At 68.5% G+C, this 19,612-nt stretch carries 14 protein-coding genes; 7 read left to right on the forward strand and 7 right to left on the reverse strand.

All coding sequences use genetic code 11. The features are described from left to right. Nucleotides 1–17: 17 nt before the first annotated feature. Complete coding sequence (locus LJ737_RS25575) at nt 18–1,622, reverse strand: protein adenylyltransferase SelO (protein ID WP_227769619.1); 1,605 nt, start codon at nt 1,620–1,622, stop codon at nt 18–20. Between the two features lie 119 nt (nt 1,623–1,741). Here LJ737_RS25575 and LJ737_RS25580 point away from each other — a divergent pair, with 119 nt between their 5' ends. Beyond that, on the forward strand, nt 1,742–3,190 hold the full coding sequence (locus LJ737_RS25580) for a TlpA family protein disulfide reductase (RefSeq protein WP_227769620.1): 1,449 nt from the start codon (nt 1,742–1,744) through the stop codon (nt 3,188–3,190). Nucleotides 3,191–3,266: 76 nt separating this feature from the next. On the opposite strand, the gene LJ737_RS25585 is transcribed toward LJ737_RS25580, so the two are convergent. After that, nucleotides 3,267–3,656 carry a cupin domain-containing protein gene (locus tag LJ737_RS25585; RefSeq protein ID WP_227769621.1) on the reverse strand — a complete coding sequence of 130 codons (390 nt, stop codon included), beginning with the start codon at nt 3,654–3,656 and terminating at the stop codon, nt 3,267–3,269. Nucleotides 3,657–3,778: 122 nt separating this feature from the next. Continuing rightward, nucleotides 3,779–4,636 carry a serine aminopeptidase domain-containing protein gene (locus LJ737_RS25590; RefSeq protein ID WP_227769622.1) on the reverse strand — a complete coding sequence of 286 codons (858 nt, stop codon included), beginning with the start codon at nt 4,634–4,636 and terminating at the stop codon, nt 3,779–3,781. A gap of 276 nt (nt 4,637–4,912) precedes the next feature. Between LJ737_RS25590 and LJ737_RS25595 the strand changes: the two genes are divergently transcribed. Together LJ737_RS25595 and LJ737_RS25600 are read left to right on the forward strand one after the other, a co-directional pair. Further along, nucleotides 4,913–5,752 (forward strand): hypothetical protein, encoded by an 840-nt coding sequence (locus tag LJ737_RS25595; protein WP_227769623.1) that lies wholly within the window; start codon nt 4,913–4,915, stop codon nt 5,750–5,752. Nucleotides 5,753–5,946: 194 nt separating this feature from the next. Then, a complete protein-coding gene (locus tag LJ737_RS25600; RefSeq protein WP_227769624.1) occupies nt 5,947–8,598 on the forward strand; it encodes a PAS domain-containing protein in 2,652 nt (883 codons plus the stop codon). A 44-nt stretch (nt 8,599–8,642) separates the two neighbouring features. Here the strand turns inward: LJ737_RS25600 and LJ737_RS25605 are convergent, their stop codons facing one another. The 3 genes from LJ737_RS25605 to LJ737_RS25615 all read right to left on the reverse strand — a co-directional run bounded on the left by LJ737_RS25605 (nt 8,643) and on the right by LJ737_RS25615 (nt 10,217). Next, complete coding sequence (locus LJ737_RS25605; protein ID WP_227769625.1) at nt 8,643–8,870, reverse strand: helix-turn-helix domain-containing protein; 228 nt, start codon at nt 8,868–8,870, stop codon at nt 8,643–8,645. A 2-nt stretch (nt 8,871–8,872) separates the two neighbouring features. Continuing rightward, nucleotides 8,873–9,565: a DUF2975 domain-containing protein gene (locus LJ737_RS25610; protein WP_227769626.1), complete on the reverse strand. Its 693-nt coding sequence runs from the start codon at nt 9,563–9,565 to the stop codon at nt 8,873–8,875. Between the two features lie 115 nt (nt 9,566–9,680). Continuing rightward, a complete protein-coding gene (locus LJ737_RS25615; RefSeq protein WP_227769627.1) occupies nt 9,681–10,217 on the reverse strand; it encodes a DinB family protein in 537 nt (178 codons plus the stop codon). A 496-nt stretch (nt 10,218–10,713) separates the two neighbouring features. On the opposite strand from LJ737_RS25615, the gene LJ737_RS25620 reads away from it, so the two are divergent. Beyond that, nucleotides 10,714–15,633 carry a LamG-like jellyroll fold domain-containing protein gene (locus LJ737_RS25620; protein ID WP_227769628.1) on the forward strand — a complete coding sequence of 1,640 codons (4,920 nt, stop codon included), beginning with the start codon at nt 10,714–10,716 and terminating at the stop codon, nt 15,631–15,633. A gap of 197 nt (nt 15,634–15,830) precedes the next feature. On the opposite strand, the gene LJ737_RS25625 is transcribed toward LJ737_RS25620, so the two are convergent. After that, a complete protein-coding gene (locus LJ737_RS25625) occupies nt 15,831–16,934 on the reverse strand; it encodes a pectate lyase family protein (RefSeq protein WP_227769629.1) in 1,104 nt (367 codons plus the stop codon). Nucleotides 16,935–17,151: 217 nt separating this feature from the next. On the opposite strand from LJ737_RS25625, the gene LJ737_RS25630 reads away from it, so the two are divergent. From LJ737_RS25630 to LJ737_RS25640, 3 genes are all read left to right on the forward strand, one after another. Then, nucleotides 17,152–17,883 (forward strand): ThuA domain-containing protein, encoded by a 732-nt coding sequence (locus LJ737_RS25630; RefSeq protein WP_227769630.1) that lies wholly within the window; start codon nt 17,152–17,154, stop codon nt 17,881–17,883. 63 nt (nt 17,884–17,946) lie between these two features. Continuing rightward, entirely contained in the window at nt 17,947–18,918 is a 972-nt protein-coding gene (locus LJ737_RS25635; protein ID WP_227769631.1) for a helix-turn-helix transcriptional regulator, read from the forward strand. Between the two features lie 64 nt (nt 18,919–18,982). After that, a complete protein-coding gene (locus LJ737_RS25640; protein WP_227769632.1) occupies nt 18,983–19,507 on the forward strand; it encodes a DinB family protein in 525 nt (174 codons plus the stop codon). Nucleotides 19,508–19,612 lie beyond the last annotated feature (105 nt).

Below are 19,612 nucleotides of genomic sequence, written 5' to 3' on the forward strand. Positions count from 1 at the left end.
CGCGGCTGGCCCAGCGACTAGGAGCTGCAGGAAAGCGTGGCGCTGCCGGGCTTGTCGCGGGCCCACTCGGGGCGCTTGGCCGCTAAGTCGTCGTGCTCGGGCTGCTCGTCGAAGGGCCGCTTGAGCACCTCGAACAAGCGGTTGAGCGGGGCTAGGTCGCCGGCTTCGGCGGCCTCGATGGCCTGGGCGGCGAGGTAATTGCGCAGCACGTACTTGGGGTTGGCCGCCAGCATGGCGGCGCCGGTGCTGGCCGCGTCGGCCGGCTCCTGGCGCAGGCGCTCCAGGTAGCGGCCCAGCCACTCGCGCAGCTGCCGCAGCCCCTCCGCCGACGACTCGGGGTAGGCCGCGGCCGTCAGCAGCGCTTCCAGAGCCTCGTCGGCTTCTGCGGGGCGGGTGAGCAGCGCGGGCACTTCGTGGGCGAGGCGGCGGAAGAACACCGTCATGTCGACTTCGGCGGCAGCCAGGGCTTCCTGCAAGCTGTCGAGCAAAGGGGCGTCGTCCAATTCGGCTTGGCGGGTGAGGCCGAGCTTGCGGCGCAGTTGGGCGTTGCGGGTGGCCGTGAAGATGCGCACGTACTCGTCGAGGGCCGGGCGCAGGGCCTGCACATCGGCCACCAGCGGCGAGAGGGCCTGGGCCAGCATCATCAGGTTCCACAGCGCCACGCGCGGCTGCTGCCCGAAGGCGTAGCGGTGGGTGGCAAAGTCGGTGGTGTTGGGCGTCCAGTCGGGCTGGTAGGGCTCCAGCCAGCCGTAGGGGCCGTAGTCGATGGTCAGGCCCAGGATGCTCATGTTGTCGGTGTTCATCACCCCGTGCACGAAGCCCACCGTCATCCAGTGCGCCACCATCACGGCCGTGCGCCGGGCTACTTCCCCGAAAAAGCGCACGTACACGTCGGCCGAGGGCGGGCCCAATTCGGGGTAGAAGCGGCCGACGACGTAGTCCGTCAGCTCGCGCAGCTGCTCGATTTCGCCGGTGGCGGCAAAGATCTGGAAGTTGCCGAAGCGCACGAAGGAGGGCGCCACCCGGGCCACCACGGCGCCGGGTTCGGGTTGGGGGTTGCCGCTGTAGAACATGTCGCGCACCACCAACTCGCCGGTGCCCACCAGGCTCAGGGCCCGGGTGGTGGGCACGCCGAGGTAGTGCATGGCCTCGGAGCAGAGAAATTCGCGCAAGGAGGAGCGCAGCACGGCCCGGCCGTCGGCGCGGCGCGAGTAGGGCGTGGGGCCGGCGCCCTTGAGCTGGATTTCCCAGGCCGAGCCGTCCGGGGCCGTCAGCTCGCCCAGGCCGATGGCGCGACCGTCGCCGAGCTGCCCGGCCCAGTTGCCAAACTGGTGCCCGCCGTAGCGCGCCGCGAAGGGCCGCATGGAGGGCAGCACGCGGTTGCCGGCCAGCACCTCCACGGCCGGGCCGCGCTCGGGCGGGCGCTGCAGGCCCAACTCGGCGGCCAACTCCTCGCTCCAGGCCAGCAGGTGCGGGTCTTTGACGTGGGTTGGCTGCACCGGCGAGTAATGGTAGCCGGGCACCTGCCGCGGCTGCAGTTCGCGCGAAGGGTCGGCGCGCAGCGCGTCGGCGAAAGAGTTCTGAAAAGGAGCCTGGTCGAGGGAAATGGGAAAAGCAGACATGTAGTAGCGTACGGATGGCGCGGCAAGTTCGCCAACGCGGATGTTGGGGCGGATGTTTCCGGCCGGGCGACGCATATTCCGGCTTTCTTTGGCCATCATCCCGTTTTTCGATCAGCCTTATGCGCTTCTGCTTACTGCTCCTGCTGCCCAGCCTCTTCCAGCTGGCCCTGGCCGGTCCGCCTCCGCCCGGGGCCGTCGTGCGGGGCCGCCTCCTGCACCCTACCGCTTCGGTGGTGCAGCTCCAGCGGCGCGACTGGCTGACCGAGCGGACCCGCGTTGTCACCGTCCGCCTCAGCGCCCAGGGCACCTTCGCGGCCGTGCTCGACAGCCTCGACGGGCCCACGGCCGTGCAGTTGATCCACGGCCGCCAGTACGCCGAGCTGTGGCTGCTGCCCGGCGACACGCTGGAGCTGCAGGCGGACGCGCGCCGCTTTGATAACAGCCTGCAGTTCAGCGGCCTGGCTGCCGACCCCAATTACTACCGCCTGACCCAGCTGCGCCAGCGCACCGCCGATTTCTACCTCGCCCCCGAAGGCCGGCGCACCCCGGGCAGCCCCGAGCAGCTGCGCGCCCGGGCCGATGCCTTTCGCAGCCGGGCGGAAGCCGTGCTGGCCGAAGCCGTTCAGCGCTACCACCTGCCGCCCGCCTTCTGCCGGCAGGAAGCCGCCGCCATCGGCTACGAGTGGGGCCGGGTGCTGCTGGGCGCCGCCACCGATTACGAGTACCGCCGCCCCATGCAGGGCGCGGTGGTGCGCCGCCTGCCCGACGCCTACTACGATTTTACCGCCGCCCTGCCCTTTCCGGCCGATTCCAGCCTGCCCTCCCTCAGTTACCGACTCTACGGCGACATGCTCGGCTTTCACCTGTTGCGTGCCCGGCGGCAACGGATGGTGTTTGCCGACTTCATTCCCCGGCAGTTTGCCTGGAGCTACGACACGCTGCGGCAGGTGCTGCCCGCCGGCCCCAGCCAGGACTGGCTGCTGGCCCGGCAGCTCAGCCGTTTGCTCGCCCACGGCCGGTCCGAGGAGCTAGCCCCCCGGTTGACCGATTTTCGCCGGCAGTACCCCGCTTCGCCCTGGCTGGCCCCCCTGACCCGGCAAGCTGCTCAATACCAACGCACCGCCCCCGGCCAGCCGCTGCCGGCGTTTCAGCTCATCGACGCCCGGGGCCGCAGCGTCAGCCTCGATACGCTGCGGGGCCGGCTGGTGTACCTCGACGTGTGGGCCAGCTGGTGCCAGCCCTGCCGGGCCGAAGCCCCCGCCCTGCTGGCGCTGCGCCGCCGCTTTGCCTCCCGGCCCGAGGTGCTGTTCGTGGGCGTGTCCATCGACGCCCGGGCGCCGGCCTGGCAGCGCGCTCTGCTGGCCGACGGACTGGGCAGCGGCCCGAACCAGGCGCAGTTTCGGGCCCAGCCCACCGACGAGGCCCTGCGCCGGCTTTACGGACAGCAGGGCGTGCCGTTTTACTGGCTGATCGGCCCCGACGGCCGCATACTCAACGACCACGCCCCCCGGCCTTCCTCCTCGGAGGCGGCTGCAGCCATCGAAGCGGCGCTGGCGGCCCGGCCCTGAATTGCGGAAAAAGCCCGGTCCGGGGCCGCGTTGGTACCACGCGGCCCCGGGCCTTTTGTTGCGGGCGACGCGGTGCCTACGCCTTGCCGTGCACCGTGGGCAGCCCGAGCCGTTCCACGGTGTTGCCTTCAAAATCGAACTCGATGAGCACGGCCGGCCCCTCGCCCACCACCCAGCCGTCGTGGCCAGGCTCGATGGCCACGGCCTGCGGGGCCACAAACTCCTGCACGAACCCATCGGCGTAGCGGATGCTGATGCTGCCCTGGGCCAGAAAGCCCACGTGGGCGTGCATGCACAGGGCCGTGCCCACCACCGGCTGCATGTGCGCCGACCAGCGGAAGCCCGCCGGGTAAATGATGCGCTTGACGCGGGCCGCGCCGGTAGCTACCACGTCGACTTGTACCCCGCCGACTTCGCGGTGCTGGGCGTCTTTCATCGGGGCCAGGAGTTGATTGGGCTGGTTCATGGGAAGCGAGGTAAGGAACACACCGGGCCCGGCAACGGCGCTGGCCCCGGGAAATATAGGCAGCCGGCCGGGTATATATGCGCCCGTTTCAGCAGTTCGCGGCCGGGGTGGGGCGAGCGAGCTTAGCGGCCCGTCGGCTCGCCGAGAAACGCAGCAATAACCCGGCTCATTTCGGCCTGTTGCGCGGGGCTGGCGCCGTCCCACATATCGTTGTGCAAGGTGGCCGGCAGGGGCACCACGCGCATGCGAAACCGCCGCTGCTCGGCCGCGCTGGGCAGCACGCCGGGGTCGGCGGGCTGGTCGCTGCTGCGCAGGGTGAGCATCCGGGGGTGGCGCCGCCGCGGCAGCGGCACCCGGCGGTTGTCGAGCGTGATAACGGCGGCAGCCAGCCGGGGCTGCCGCCCGGCCAGCAGCGCGACCATGTCGCCACCGTGGGAGTGACCGAGCAGCAGCAAGTGGCGGTAGTCGAGGCGGGGGCGCGTGCGCCGCAGCTGACGGCGCACGAAGAGAATGTTTGCGGCGCCCCGCTCCCAACTGGGCAGGCGGTCCTGGTACAAATGGGCCGACGCGGGCGGCAGCGGGGCGTCGCCGGGCAGCTCGTGCTGCACGCTGGCCACCACGTAGCCGTGGGCCACCAGCAAGCGCGCCAGAAACGAGTAAGCCGTGGCTGAACTGCCGTAGCCGTGGTTGAGAATGGCGACTTTCTGCGCCGCGCGCTGCGGGGCCGCCCGCCGTCCGGCGGCGGTATCGGCTAGGTACAGCGTCACCGGCACGGACCGCTGCCGGGCCGCATCAAACCAAGCCAGCTGCTGCACCAGCACCGGCGGGGTGCCGCCTCCGCTGACTGAGGCCCCGGGCCGTCCGCCGGCGCAGCCGCCGAACAGCGTGGCCAGCCCGACCCCGCAACCGGCCAAGGCGCTGCGGCCCGCCACCGCGGAACGGAGCAGCTTCCACCAAAACCGAATGATTCGACCTATCACGCCGCAAAGGTGGGCGTTGGCGGCTTTTTCCCAAGCCAGATTGTCCGTCGGCGGGTCCCACGCTATTTCCCGTTTTGCGCCCACTTCACCTCAGCCCCTGCGTGCGGCTGGGCCGGACGGCGTCACCTGCGCCCAGGGGCGTTTGGGTCGCCTTTTTGGGCTAAAAAAGCAATATCACAGTACCCCGGCCGGCCGCTGCCGCGGCCCGGCCGTAACGCAACCTTTGCCGCGGCCGGTGGGTACACCCACAGACAAACCAAAACCCTCATTCCCATCATGGCCAACTACAATCAGCACCCGGATGAGGACCGCGACTACCGCGGCCGCAATCAAAACTACGCCAATCAAAACCGCGACTGGAACAACCGTTTCGACGACAACCGCCGCGGCCAGCAGCGCTGGCAGGATCAGGACGATAACACCCGCGGCGTGAGCGGCAACGACGGCTACAGCAGCGGCTCGTCGGCCGACAACCGCCGCGACTGGGACCGAAACAGCTGGCACGACGACAGCCGCCAGAACCGCGCCAGCTACGGCAACCAGCAGAGCTACGGCCAGTCGCGCCAGCAAGAGGGCGTGAACCGCGGCGGCACGTCGGACCGCCGCAACGTGGGCAACTACCAGGCCCCCGCTGACTACGACGCGCGCAACCACAACGGCTACGGCAGCAGCTACGGCCAGCAAGCCTACACCAGCGGCTCCGACCCGGATATGTACGGCCGCGGCGACCGAAACAACTCCTGGCAGCAGTCGTCGGCGGGCCGGAGCGGCAACCGCTACGAGCAGGACCGCGACGCGCGCCCGGGCAACCGCTACGGCAGTTCGGACCGATACAGCAGCAATTCCGGCAGCAGCTACGGGCAGTACGGCCAGGGCCGGTCGGACAGCTACGGCCGCCGCACCGACGACTACAGCCAGAACTTCTACGACGCGGACGAAAACAGCCGCTACCGCACCATCCGCGGCAGCCACGACGAGGACGACCGGCACGACCGCGACGAGCACCGCGGCTTCTTCGGTCGCATGGCCGACCGGGTGTCGCACCTCTTCAGCGACGACGATGACCGCGACGACCGCCGCGACTGGCAGGACCGCGACCAGCGCCGCTCCTACTAGGTAGCCTTGCTTAGCCCCGCGGCCCGCCCGCCGGCTCCGGCAATTCCGGGGTCGGGGGCGGGCCGCCCACTTTTGGCCCGGGCCGATTACTTTGGCGGGCGCTTGCGCCGCCCTATCTTTTCCCGGCCGGCCCCGTAAGCCCATTGCTGATCTGACCGGGGTGTGCCCGGCGTTGCGTTTTTCCCCGATTTGCTGTGACCGTTTCCGACGCTGCTTCCGAGTTTTCGCCGGCCGAGGAGTGGGCGGCTTTTCCGCCGGAAGAGCTATTGGCGGGCGTCTTCGACGTGTCGCTGGCCGGGCTGCTGCTGCTGCGGCCCCTCGCCGCGCCCGGTGCTGCGGGCCCGGTCACGGACTTTGCCTACGCCTACCTCAACCCCGCGGCGCAGCGCATTCTGGCGCTGCCGGCCCGGCCGGCGGGCACCCTGCTGCAGGTGTTTCCCGGCGCGGCCCCGGCCGGCGTGTTCGACTTTTACTGCCAGGCCCTGGCCTCGCCCACGCCGCTGCACTTCGCCGTGCTGTTTCAGCGCCAGGGTCTCGACAACTACTACCGCTTGGCCGCCCGCCGCGTGGGGCCCGGCCTGCTCGTCAGCCTCACCGATACGGCCGCCGAGCCCCGCACCGCCGTGGAGCAGGTGCTGCGCGACAGCCAGGCCCGGGAGCAGGACGCCCGTGCCGAGGCCGAGACCATGCGCAACCGCCTGTACCGCTTGCTGATGGAGGCGCCCGCCCTGGTGGCCATGTACCGCGGCCCCGAGCACGTGTTTGAGTTCGTCAACGCCGAGCACGGGGCCCTGGCGGGCCGGCGTCCCCTGCTGGGCCGGTCGGTGCGCGAAGCCCTGCCCGAGCTGGCGGGCCAGCCCGTGCTCGAGTTGCTGGAGGCCACCTACCGCACCGGCGAACCGCACGCCGCCACCGAAACGCTGGTGCAGCTCGCGCAGGGCCCCACCGGCGAGCCGACCCGCAACTACTACAACCTCATTTACCAGCCCACCCGCGACGCGGCCGGCCACCCCGACGGGGTGCTGGGCTTTGCCTACGACGTGACGGCGCAGGTGCAGGCTCGCCAGCTGCTGGAGGAAAAAGAGCAAGAACTGCGCGCCCTGAACATGCTGCTGCGCGCCGCCAACGAGGAGCTGGCCGAGGTCAACGAGGGGCTGCGCCGCAACAACGCCGCCCTGCAGCAGGCCGAGCAGGAACTGCGCCAGCTCAACCAGGAGCTGGAACAGCGGGTGGCGCAGCGCACCCACGAAACCGAAGCCGCCCGCGCCGAGGCCGAACAACAACGCGCCCGCCTGGAACGCTTTTTCATGCAGGCCCCGGCCGCCATCTGCGTACTCGACGGCCCCGCGCTGGTGTACGAGCTGGTCAACCCCGGCTACCAGCGGCTGTTCCCCGACCGCCAGCTGCTGGGCCGGCCGTTGGCCGAGGCCATGCCCGAGTTTGTGCAGCAGCCCATCTGGCAGATTCTGCAGCGGGTCTACCAAACCGGAACGCCCCACGAGGGCCGCGAAATGCTGGTGCAAGCCGCCCGCCAGCCCGACGGCCCGGTGGAGGACCGGTACTTCACCTTTATCTACCAGCCCCGCCACGACGCCGACGGCCGCATCGACGGGGTGCTGGTGTTTGCCTACGAGGTGACGGCGCAGGTGCAGGCCCGCCGCCGGGTGGAGCAGAGCGAGCGGGAGCTGCGCCTGCTCTCCGACGCCATTCCGCACCTGGTCTGGACGGCTACGCCCACCGGCGCGGTGGAGTACTGCAACGAGCAGTGGTGCGCCTACACCGGCGGCTCCGTGGCCCAGGGCCTCTACGACGGCTGGACGGACTATTTTCATCCCCTGGACCTGCCCCGCGTGCGGCAGCAATGGGCCGCCAGCCTGCACTCGGGCCAGCCCTACCAGGTGGAGGCCCGCCTGCGCCGCCACGACGGCCGCTACCGCTGGTTTTTGATGCGCGCCCTGGCCCTGCGCGACGAGCAAGGGCAGATTACGCGCTGGTTTGGCACCAGCACCGACGTGCACCAGCAAAAAGGCCTGGCCGAAGCCTTGCGGCTGGCCAGCCGCAAACTGGCCGCTACCAACCGCGAATTGCGCGCTGCCAACGGGGAAACCCAAGCCATCAACCAGGAGCTGGCCCTGACCAACCGCCAGCTCACGCGCATCAACCAGGACCTGGATAACTTCGTGTACACCGCCTCCCACGATTTGCGCCAGCCGGTGTACAACCTGGCCGGCGTGTTTCAAGAGCTGAAGCGCACCGCCACCTTCCACGACCCCGAGGCGCCCCAGCTGATGCAGATGTTTGAGGCCGCCCTCGGGCAGATCCACAACACCATTCAGGGCCTCTCGGAAGTGGTGCAGGTGGAGCGCCGCACCGCCGAAGACGCCACGGAGCCAGTGGCGCTGCTGCCGCTGGCGCAGGACGTTATCCGCAGCATGCACGAACAGGCTACGGCCGCCGGCGCCAGCTTCCGGCTGGAATTCGACGCGGTGCCGGCCCTGCGGTGTTCCCGGCTCAACCTGCAAAGCATCCTCTACAACCTGCTCTCCAACGCACTCAAATACCGCCACCCCGACCGCGCGCCGGTGGTGCTGGTGCGCACCGAGCTCGTCGGCAACGAACCGGTGCTGCTGGTGCAGGACAACGGCCTGGGCATCGATCTGGCGCGTTTCGGCGCCGACCTATTTCAGCTGTTTCGCCGCTTCCACGACCACGTGGGCGGCTCGGGCCTCGGCCTGTACCTGGTGAACCGCATCGTGCAGCAGGCCGGCGGCCGGGTGGCCGTCGACAGCGCCGTGGGCGTGGGCACCGCCTTCCGCATTACGCTGCCGGCCGGCGCGGCGGCCTGAGGCTGCCGGCCATTGCTGCCCTGCCGAAACGCGGAGGCCGCCTGCTAGCCGGTGTGGCCGAGAGTGTCGTCGGGCACGTATTCGAGCAGGTCGGCGGGCTGGCAGTGCAGCGCCCGGCAAATGGCTTCGAGCGTGGAAAAACGGATGGCCTTGGCTTTGCCGCTTTTCAGCACCGAAAGGTTGGCCAGCGTGATGTCGACGGCGGCGGCCAGGGCGCTGAGCGACATTTTGCGCCGGGCCAGCATCACGTCGAGGTTGACGACAATGGGCATGGTCAGATGGTGAGTTCGGCCTCGCGGGCCAGTTCGACGCCCCGCTGGTAAATGGTGGCCAGCACCAGCAGCAGCAGCCCAAATTTCCAGCTGCCCCAGCCGCCCATGGAAGGATCGAGGACGATGTAGCGCGTCACCGTGCCGAGGCGCTCATCGCCGAGGGAAAACGCGAGCACCAGTGCCTGCAAAGCCTTTAAAGCCAGAAATTCATAGGCATCGATGCCCAGGGCCAGCAGGCCAAGCCAGCGGATGCGCCGGGCATTAGCCTCAGTAAAGGGCGTGTCGAGGCGCATGTCGCGCAGCATGTGGTAGAGCAGCCGGCCGGTCAGCATAGTGAAGAGCAGAATGCCGAGCGAAGCGCGGCCCAGCGAGGAATTCTTGACGCCGAGCAGCGCCAGCGCCACGCGTTTAGCGGCGTTGGGCTCGTGGTAGATCAGCCGGTGCTGGCTGCTTTTCTCGACGAGGTGGTACGGGGGCCGCGCCGGATCAGAGGCCGTTTCGGTTGTGTGCAGTTGCCCCCGGGCCCGGGCAGTGGCCTGTAAGGTGACAAAAGCCAAATCGTTGCGGGCGTCGCCGAGGCTCCACAGGCCAAGCAGCAGGTTGATAGCCAGGCCCACCCCGGCGCCAACATACTGCAACAACGCCAGCCAGCGCAACACACGAAACAGCGGCGGTTCGGGTACGGGTGCGGTCATAACAACGAGTGGTTTGGATACCCCCAAACCAACTCAATTTTTATCGATAAACAATAAATAATATCCGCAATTCGAAAATATTTAGCTGTTCATCGATAACGCGCTAGCAGCTACCCTAGCTCAGCAGCGGCCACACCCGCTCGCGCCAGAGCTGCAGGTGGTGCGCTTCGTGGCCGGGCAGCATGTAGCAGAGGGCACGCACGCTCACGGGCATGTCGCTGGCCGTGCCGCGGCGCTGCAGGGCGGCTTCGGGGAGCGACTCCAGCAGGGCCAGCGTGGCGGCGCGTTGGGCGTCGTATTCGCGCAGCAGGTCGGCCAGCGGGCGGGCGTCGGCGCCGCTGTTCGCGGTGAAGGCATCCTGGTCGAAGCCAGGCAGCGGCGTTTGGTCGCCGCGGGCAATGCTGAGGGCGCGGTAGGCAAACACCCGCTCCGTGTCGACGATGTGCACCAAGGTCTCCTTGATGCTCCACTTGCCCGGGGCGTAGCGCAGCCGGGCCTGCTCGTCGCTCAGGCCGCTGAAGAGGCCGTGCAGCTCGGTTTGTTGCGCGCGCAGGCGCTGCACCGGGTCGTGGCCGGCGGGAATCTGCTGGATGTACCGGTCGTAGTAGGCGCCGTACTCGTCGGCGGCGGGGCGGGTGGTGCGGAAGTTCATGGGGCGAAACTAGAAAAACCGCCGTTGCGAAGGTCAGCGCGGACGGCCCGCGGCCATCTGCCCGGTTTCGCTGAAGGCTTGTAGCGGACCAGAGCCAGCCCGCCCAGCGGTAGGACTTGCTGCAGCACCAGCAAGAAACGGTTAGTGAGTAATTCCTAACTCTAAGGTAGTCTCCTGCTACACAAACGATAATCTACCCGAGTGAGCGAACCGAACGGCCCGCGGCGGCCAGCAGAGTGCGGTGGCGCGGCAGGGCTCTTTGGGCCATAAAATCGGTACGTGCAGCCTGCTTTGGCCGCTTTTCGAAGCTGCTTTGCCGGCGCGGATCCCGCAGGATGGCACAGGAGGGCTACGCCTACGGGGCCGAATACTATTGCCCTGGCTGCCGCCTACCTCTGCTACGCCTATCCCCTTGGCAGCCAAGCCCTAAAAAATTGCCGCAACTATCCGTTGGCCGCCGCGGCTTCCCTCCTACTCCCCACCAAACCCAACACATATGACAACAATTACTCGCTTACTGCTGCGCAGCCTGGCCCTGGGGGCCGCGGTGGCGCTGCAGCTGGCCGCCGCTCCGACCGCCGAAGCCCAGACGCTGGCCTTTCCCGGCGCGGGCGGCTTCGGCCGCTTTGCCACCGGGGCCCGCGGCGCGGCCACCCGCTCGGTGTACGTGGTGACCAACCTCAACGACTCAGGCCCCGGCTCCTTCCGCGAGGCGGTCAGCCAGCCCGGCCGGGTGGTGACCTTCGCCGTGGGCGGCATCATTCGACTGCAGAGCAACGTGCAGGTGGCGCCCAACGTGCTCATTGCGGGCCAAACCGCGCCCGGCGACGGTATCGTGCTCTTCAACAAGCGCGTGACCTTCACCGGGGCCAGCAACACCATTGCCCGCTTCCTGCGCATCCGCCTCGGGGCCACCGACAACCAGGGCAACGACGCCTCGGGCCTGGCCAACGGCTCCGACATCATCCTCGACCACATGTCCTTTTCCTGGGGCATGGACGAGGTGTTCAGCATCAACTGGGACGGCAAGGGCCAGATGCCCGACAACATCACCGTCCAGAACTCCATCATCGGCCAGGGCCTGCACAAGGTCAACCACTCAGCGGGCGGGCTGATTCAGACCCCGGACGGGGGCAAGGTGAGTTTGCTGCAGAATCTCTACATCAGCAACAAGACCCGCAACCCCAAAGTCAAGGGCATCAACGAGTTCGTCAACAACGTGGTGTACGACTGGGGCAACGGCAACCGCCTCGGCAACCAGCTGAACTACGGCTGGTCGGGCGACGCCTACATCATGGGCGGCTCGGCGGGCGTGTCGGAGGTCAACATCATCAACAATTACTTCGTGGGCGGCCCGCTCACCCCGCCGAGCAAGACCACACCCTTTTCGCGCGGCACCGGCACGTTCTACCTCTACGGCGCCGGCAACTACTTCGACAACGACCGGGACGGGCAGCTCAACGGCACGCTGGTGCCCTACGACACCGTGGGCTACCCCGGCATCGTGGGCGCGGGCTTCCGCAGCCAGCCCTTTGCCTACCCGGCGGCTTCCCCGCAGATGACGGCCGCGCAAGCCTACCAGCACGTCATCGACTCGGCCGGAGCCTGCTACCCGCGCCGCGACCAGGTCGACGGGCAGATGATAGCCGAGGTTCGCTCCCGCGGCACCCAGGGCTACTACGTCTACAACGAGTCGGATTTGCCCTTCGCCAACGGCGGCCTGGGCGAGGTGTTCAGCGCCCCCGCCCCCACCGACACCGACCAGGACGGCCTACCGGATGCCTGGGAAAGCAGCCACGGCCTGAACCCCACCAACCCGGCCGACGCAGTAGCTTTCAGCAGCGCGCAGCCGCAGTACCTGAACATCGAGGTCTACGTCAACTCGCTGATCAAGACGCCCGCGCCGGCCTTCGTGAAGCCGCCCACGGACCTGCAGCTGCAGGCCACTTCGGCCGAGCTGCCCGCGCCCAGCAGCACCGTGGCGCTGAGCTGGACCGACAACGCCACCACCGAAACCGGCTTCGTGCTGGAGCGCTCCACCGACGGGGTCACGTACGCGGCCATTGCCCAGCCCGCCGCCGACGCCACCAGCTACACCGACCAAGCCGGCCTGCTGCCCAACACCACCTACTACTACCGCCTAAAGGCCCTGACGCCCACCGGCGCCTCGGCCTACAGCACGCCCGCCTCGGTGCGCACGCCGGCTTTGCCCTCGGCGCCCGCCGTGCCCGCCGCGCCCACGCCCACCGACGGGCAGCCCTACGCCGACCTCACCGCCGGCGGCCTGCAGCTGAAGTGGACCGGCTCGGCCAATACCACCACGTTCAGCGTGTACGTCGGCACCGCGGCCGGCACGCTCACCAAGCGCGCCGACGTGGCCTACAGCGCCGCACCGAGCTACACGCTCAGCGGGCTGGCCGACAACACCACCTACTTCTGGCGCATCGACGCGGTGAACAGCAAAGGCACGACGGAAGGGCCGGTGTGGTCGTTCCGTACTACTGGCTCGGTGGTGCCCGAGCTGGTGGGTTACTGGGCTTTCGACGAGACGCAGGCCGACGGGCTGCAGATTCTGGACCAGTCGAGCTACCAGAACCACGGCGTGCTCGGGCTCGACGACGACGACCAGAGCATCCGGGTGGCGGGCAAGGTGGCGGGGGCGCTGAACTTCGCCACCGCCGACCCTACGCGCTACGTGGTGCGCATTCCGCACCAGGACCAGCTCTACCTCGACCGTAACTCTTTCTCGCTAGCCTTTTGGATGAAGGCCGACCCGGCCACGCTGCCGCAGACCAACAACCAGTCGGCCTACCTGCTCTGCAAGGGCTCCATCACCCGCAACGCGGCCACCGGCGCCACCGGCAAGCGCTTCGACATCGAGTTCAAGAACCGGCAGCTGCGCTTCGCCATCGACGACGACGTGAACAAGGACGAGCTGCAGACCGACGGCACCGTGTTCTATTCCGGCCAGTGGGTGCACGTGGTGGCCATCCGCGACTACGCCGGCAAGAAATTGCAGCTGTACCTGAACGGCGCCTTGGTGAAGGAAATAAGCACCAAGGCCCTGGGCATCGGCGAAACCAGCGCGCTGATTATCGGCAACATTGGCGAGCTGGAGTTTGCTTCCACGGCCAATGCCCCGGCGCCCTACACCGGGCAGCTCGACGAGCTGAAGCTGTTCAACTACGTGCTCACGGCCCAGGACATCATCAAACTGCGCCACGCCGGCCCCCTGCCCCTGCAGGCGTATAACCCCTCGCTGGCCCCGAACGCCCTCGTCGAAGGCTTCGGCGACGTGCGCGTGAACTGGCAGGGCGGTTACCAGACCGACGCCTACAAGCTCTACCTCGGCACCGCCGCTAACGCCCTGAACTATGTCGGCGACGTGAGCGTGACCGACGCGGCCGCCGCCCTGAGCGGCCTGGCGGCCAACACCAGCTACTTCTGGCGCGTCGACGCCGTCAATGCCCTGGGCACGACGGCGGGCGAGACGTGGGCATTCCGCACCGGCAACCCGCGCGGGCTGGTGGCGCATTACCAGCTCGATGAAACCGGCGGCCTCGTGGCCCACGACCACAGCAACTACCACCAGGACGGCACGCTGACGGGCCTGCCGACCAGCAGCTGGAACCCGGCCGGTAAGTTGGCCGGCAGCCTGCTCTTCGGCCCGAGCAGCGCCAGCACGGGCGCCGTGGTGGTGCCCAGCGCCCCGCAGCTGCTCTTCGACCAGAACGCCTTTACGGTGGCGCTCTGGGCCCGGATTCCGGCCAACACCTACACCTCCTCGAACGCCAAGGACTGCTACCTGCTGCAGAAAGGCACTTTTGAAGCCACGACCGGCAAGTGGTACGGCCTGCAGCTGCGCGACGGGGTGCTGACCTTCGGCATCGACGACGGCGTGACCAAAACCGACGTGGCCTTCCGCGTGTCGGCCGCGCCCACCAACCTCTTCAACGACCAGTGGCAGCACATCGTGGCCATTCGCGACGTGGACTCGAAGACGCTGAAGCTGTATCTCAACGGCACGCTCGTCGCCAGCAAGACCTACACCACCCTGGGCATCGGCAAAGGCGACGCGCTGCTGCTCGGCAACTCGGCCGAGAACAAGCCCTTCCGCGACCAGCTCGACGACGTGCGCCTCTACAACTACGCCCTGTCGGAAGCGGAAATCGGGCAGCTCGTGGCCGGCGCGCCGCTGGTAGCCAAAGCCAGCAACCCCAGCCCCGCCGACGGCGCGGCCGCCGTGCCCTACGGCGCCATTCCGCTGACCTGGACCGGCGCGGCCCAGACCTACAACGTCTTTGCCGGCGCCTCCCCCGCTAGCCTCGCGCCCGCCGCCACCGGCCTGACCTCGCCCGCCTTTACCGCCACCGCAGCCCAGCTCGGGGCCCGCTACTGGCGCGTGGATGCCGTGCGCGACGGCGAAACGGCCACGGGCGACGTGTGGCGCTTCACGGTGGTGGACACCGTGCGCCCGACCGTGGTGACCAAGAACCTGACCGTGACGCTGGTGAACGGCGCGGCTACGATTACGGCGGCCGACGTGGACAACCACAGCTTCGACGACTTCGGCCTGGCCTCGCTGACCCTGAGCCGCAGCAGCTTTGACTGCAGCACCCTCGGCGCCCAGCAGGTCATCCTGACGGCCACCGACCCCAGCGGCAACACGGCCTCGGCCCCGGCGACCGTGACGGTTATCGGCGCCGTGCCGGCCCCGGCCATTGCCCTGAGCCGCAGCGACAACACCTTCACCGGCGGCGACGCGGCCACCCTCTTCCTCGGCTACGGCGCCCAGCAACTCACGCTGACGGCCAGCAATGCCACGGGGGCCGCCAGCTACCAGTGGAGCCCGGCCACGGACCTGAGCAGCGCCACCGCCGCCAACCCCACGTTTGCGCCCACCGCGGCGGGCACCTACACCTTCGTCGTCACGGCCACCAACGAGTTCGGCTGCGCGGCCACGGCTTCGGTCACCCTCACCGTGCTCGACGTGCGCAGCGGCCCCCACGGCGACAAGGTAACCCTGTGCCACAACGGCGGCGCCCTCAGCGTGGCCCATAGCGCCGTGCCGGCTCACCTGCAGCACGGCTGCGCGCTCGGCAGCTGCGCCACGGCCAGCCGCGGCACGGCCGCAGCGCCCGCGCCGGCAGCCCGCACCGCGGCGCCCAGCCAGCCGGTATTCAGCGTCTACCCGACCGTGGTCAGCGACGGGCAACTGCGCTACGCTTTTGCCGGCGCCCCCGAGCAAGCCGGCCAGCTGGAGCTGCTCACGCTGACCGGCAAGCGCGTGGTCAGCCAGCCGGTGACGGCCACCGAAGCCGGGCAGCTGCCCCTGCGCGGCTTGCAGGCCGGCACCTACCTGGTGCGCCTGACCACGGCCACCGGCAGCTACACCAGCCGCGTGGTAGTGCAGTAACTAGCCGCGTACGCCTTGCTCAACCGGGCCGACTCCGCTGGGGGTCGGCCCGGTTTTGTTTTACGCCTGAGCCAGCTGCTTTTTCGGCCAGTGGTCGGCCGGCGCGGGGCGCGCCGGCAGTGGCGTCGCTGGGCCAGCCACCAAAAAAAGCCCCGGCCAGGGCCGGGGCTTACGGGGCAGTTTATGTGAGGCGGTAGTTACAGCTTGCCGACGCCGGCTTTGGTCGTAACGGCGTCTTTGACTTCGGCGGCCGGCGTGAGCACGCCGGTGGTAGCATAAGGCACCGTGAGCGTGCAGCCCGCATTGGTGGGCTGCGAGCCGGTGCAGTTCAGGTACTGGTTGCCGCTGGCCGACCAGTAGCCCAGGGCGCTGTTTTTGCTCGTCACCGGGTCGCGCACGTCCTCAAACACGTTGTTTTCGACCAGCAGGCAGGCCGCCACGCGCGAGTTGACGCCCGAGCCGGTCACGTGCTTGAAGTAGTTGTTGAACACGTGCCCGGTGCCGCCGCGGTAGCTGGGCAGGCGCTCCTTGATGTTGGAGTAGTAGTTGTGGTGAAAGGTCATCTTCCGGTCGAGGTTGTCCGAGTCCGACGAGCCGATCAGGTGGCACTTGTGGTGGTCGTGGAAGTAGCTCCACGACACGGTGATGTACTGGCTGTTGCCCTTGGCATCCACCAGCCCGTCGTAGAGGTCCTGGTTGGTTTGCGTGGCCGGGTCGAGGTTGTAAAACTCGCAGTGGTCGATCCACAGGTTCTGGCTGGCCTCGATGGTCACGCAGTCCCCGTCGTTGACGGCCACCTGCGGGCGGTTCTCGTCGTTGATGTAGGTATTGGTAACCGTCGACATGGTGAACTTCAGGTTGCGCACGATGACGTTGCGCTTACCGCTGATGGTCAGGCCCACGCCCTCCAGAAAGGCCGCCGAGCCCACGCCCAGCAGGGTTTTGTTGGAATTGACCAGAACCGACGCGCCCTGCGTGCCACCCGAGATGGTGCCCTCAATCTTAATGATGTAGGGCGAGGTGCTGCTGGCGTATTGCTGCAGCTCGGCCAGGGTGCGCGCGGTGACGGTACTGCCGCCCGCCCCGCCGCTGGTACCCCCGTTTTGCGTCGAGAAGCCCGTCTGCGCAAACATGGCGGGCTCGTTGGTGCCGGCATCGGGCGTGACCGGGTCCGGGTCGGTGGTTTTGGTTTTGCTGCCGCAGGCCGCGAGGCTGCCCAGCAAAGCCCCGCCGATGAACAGGGTGCGGGCGGTGCGAAGAATAACCAGGCCAGCGGCCGGACGGGAAGAGCAATGATGCATGCGCGGAAACGTGAAATCAGACCGAAAAAAAGGCGTGGCGGCGGGCCCCGCCCCAGGCCCAACGGCCCGGCGGCAGCCGGAAGTTTCACCGGCCGCGGCAAAAAGAGCCACCCCACGGCCGGGTTTATTTATGCAAACGTTGTCGGGAACGTTGCCTGCGGGCGTTGCCCGGCCGGCCCGGCCCCGCGTATCTTGCCTTTCTATTTCGCTGCGGTCCATGAAAACAATATCCTTACTGACGGCCGCCGGTGTGGCCTTTACCGCCGGCCCCACCGCGCCGCCCGCCGCCCCGGCGGCCAAGCCGGCCGTGCTCGTGTTTCACAAAACCGCCGGCTACCAGCACGCTTCCATCCCGGCGGGCATTCAGGCCATTCAGGACCTGGGGCAGGAGCACCGGTTCACCGTGGAAGCCACCGCCGACGCGGGCTTTTTCACGCCCGGCCAGCTGAAGCGCTACCGGGCCATCGTCTTCCTCAACACCACCCACGACGTGCTCGACGACGTCCAGCAAGCGGCTTTCGAGCAGTACATCCGCGCCGGGCACGGCTTCGTGGGCGTGCACGCCGCCACCGACACCGAGTTCGACTGGCCCTGGTACAACGGGCTGGTCGGCGCCTACTTCGCCAACCACCCCAAGGTGCAGCCGGCCACCGTCCGCATCACCGACGCCCGCCACCCGGCCACCGCCGGCCTGCCCGCCGCGTGGCCGCGCACCGACGAGTGGTACAACTTCCGCAACCTCGCCCCGGACCTGCACGTGCTGGCCACCGTGGACGAAACCAGCTACAGCGGCGGGACCCACGGCGCCGAGCACCCCATTGCCTGGTACCACGCCTACGACGGCGGCCGGGCCTTTTACACGGGCCTGGGCCACACGCCCGAGAGCTACGCCGAGCCCACGTTCCGGCAGCACCTGTGGGGCGGCATCCAGTACGCCATCGGGCGGTAGCCCGGGTTGCCGCCCGCACCTGACGGCGCCCCGTCAGCCCCGTACTTCCCTTATTTTTCGGCCATGAACCGCTTCGACCGCATTACCGCCCTGCTCGTGCAATTGCAGGCCAAGCGCGTGGTGAAGGGCCCCGAGCTGGCCGCCCGCTACGGCGTGAGCTTGCGCACCATCTACCGCGACCTGCGCACCCTGGAGGAAGCCGGCGTGCCCGTCTGCGGGGAGGCCGGCGTGGGCTATTCACTGGCCGAGGGCTACCGCCTGCCGCCGGTGATGTTTACCCGCGAGGAAGCCACGGCCCTGCTCACCGCCGAAAAGCTGGCCGCCCAGCTCACCGACGCGCACACGGCCCAGCTCAGCCAGGCGGCCATGGACAAGCTGCGCGCCGTGCTCCGCCGCCCCGACCGCGACTACGTGGAGGCGCTCAGCGCGCGCATCCGCGTGTTGGGCGGGGCGCGCCGCCCGGCCGAACCCGCGCCCGCGGCCGGCACCCAGCAGCCCCTGCTCGACGCCATTGCCCGCCAGCGCGTGGTGCGCCTCGACTACCGCGCCGGCCACCAGGGCACGCCCTCCCGCCGCGACGTGGAGCCTATCGGGGTGTACTTCGGCCAGCACTGGCACGTGGTGGCCTTCTGCCGGCTGCGCCAGGAGTTTCGCGACTTCCGCCTCGACCGCATGGTCGGCCTGCAGGTACTCGACGAAGCCTTCGAGCCGCGGCCCGACACCCTGCAGACCTACTGGGCGGAACAGGCCCGACGGCGCCAGACGCAGGTGGTGCGGGTGCGCTTCGGGCCGCAGGTGCTCGGGCAGGTGCACGAAAACCGGCATTACTTCGGCTGGAAGCAAGAGCAGGCGCCCGACGCGGCCGGCTGGGTGGAAATGACCCTGGTGCCCGGCTGCCTGGAGCACTTCGGCCGCTGGCTGCTGCTCTTTGCCGGGCAGGTGCAGGTGCTGGCCCCGGCCGAGCTGCAGGCGCAAGTGCAGGAGCTGGCCCGCGCCGCCCACGCGTTTTTTTGCGTGCCGGCCGAAGTCTGCTGACATAGGGCTGTCACTGGGGGCGCCGAAGTTTGGGCTATCAATCAACCCAAACCCCAGTAAGCCCATGGAAGCCACCCTGGTAGCCACCCCCACCCAAACCTTCGCCAAGGAACTGACGGCCGAAGCCCAGCTCACCCGCCGCGTGCTCGAGCGCGTGCCCGCTGCGCAGTTCGGCTGGCAGCCCCACCCCAAGTCGATGACCCTGGGCCAGCTCGCCTGCCACACCGCCGACCTGATCGGCTGGATCAAAGACACGCTCGACACGACGGAAATTGATCTGACGGCCTTTGCCGGCATGGTGCCCGCGCCGCTCACCAGTTCCGAGGAGCTGCTGGCCTACTTCGACGAGCGCACCGCGGGCGCCCGCACCGGCCTGCAACAAGCCACGGCCGAAGACCTGGAGCAGCCCTGGACCATGCGCAACGGCGCGCAAGTCATTTTCACGCAGCTCCGCGGCGAAGTAGTACGCCACCTCATCAGCCACATGATTCACCACCGCGGCCAGCTCACCGTGTACCTGCGCCTGCTCGACGTGCCCGTGCCCGGCACCTACGGCCCCACGGCCGATGAGCCAAGCTGGCAGGGCTAGAGCCGGGGGAGTAACCGCAGCAAGACGACACCGACCAGAACGTCATAACGAAGCATTAAGGACGTCATGTCTCGACAAGCTCGACATGACGTCCTTCTTTTTTCG

It is taken from the genome of Hymenobacter sp. 15J16-1T3B, assembly GCF_020711235.1.
Lineage (GTDB): Bacteria > Bacteroidota > Bacteroidia > Cytophagales > Hymenobacteraceae > Solirubrum.

Bases quoted from the DNA above. Each gene is read 5' to 3' on its own strand.
- LJ737_RS25575 (WP_227769619.1), bottom strand. From the start codon at position 1,622: ATGTCTGCTTTTCCCATTTCCCTCGACCAGGCTCCTTTTCAGAACTCT.
- LJ737_RS25580 (WP_227769620.1), top strand. From the start codon at position 1,742: ATGCGCTTCTGCTTACTGCTCCTGCTGCCCAGCCTCTTCCAGCTGGCC.
- LJ737_RS25585 (WP_227769621.1), bottom strand. From the start codon at position 3,656: ATGAACCAGCCCAATCAACTCCTGGCCCCGATGAAAGACGCCCAGCAC.
- LJ737_RS25595 (WP_227769623.1), top strand. From the start codon at position 4,913: ATGGCCAACTACAATCAGCACCCGGATGAGGACCGCGACTACCGCGGC.
- LJ737_RS25605 (WP_227769625.1), bottom strand. From the start codon at position 8,870: ATGCCCATTGTCGTCAACCTCGACGTGATGCTGGCCCGGCGCAAAATG.
- LJ737_RS25610 (WP_227769626.1), bottom strand. From the start codon at position 9,565: ATGACCGCACCCGTACCCGAACCGCCGCTGTTTCGTGTGTTGCGCTGG.
- LJ737_RS25615 (WP_227769627.1), bottom strand. From the start codon at position 10,217: ATGAACTTCCGCACCACCCGCCCCGCCGCCGACGAGTACGGCGCCTAC.
- LJ737_RS25620 (WP_227769628.1), top strand. From the start codon at position 10,714: ATGACAACAATTACTCGCTTACTGCTGCGCAGCCTGGCCCTGGGGGCC.
- LJ737_RS25625 (WP_227769629.1), bottom strand. From the start codon at position 16,934: ATGCATCATTGCTCTTCCCGTCCGGCCGCTGGCCTGGTTATTCTTCGC.
- LJ737_RS25630 (WP_227769630.1), top strand. From the start codon at position 17,152: ATGAAAACAATATCCTTACTGACGGCCGCCGGTGTGGCCTTTACCGCC.
- LJ737_RS25635 (WP_227769631.1), top strand. From the start codon at position 17,947: ATGAACCGCTTCGACCGCATTACCGCCCTGCTCGTGCAATTGCAGGCC.
- LJ737_RS25640 (WP_227769632.1), top strand. From the start codon at position 18,983: ATGGAAGCCACCCTGGTAGCCACCCCCACCCAAACCTTCGCCAAGGAA.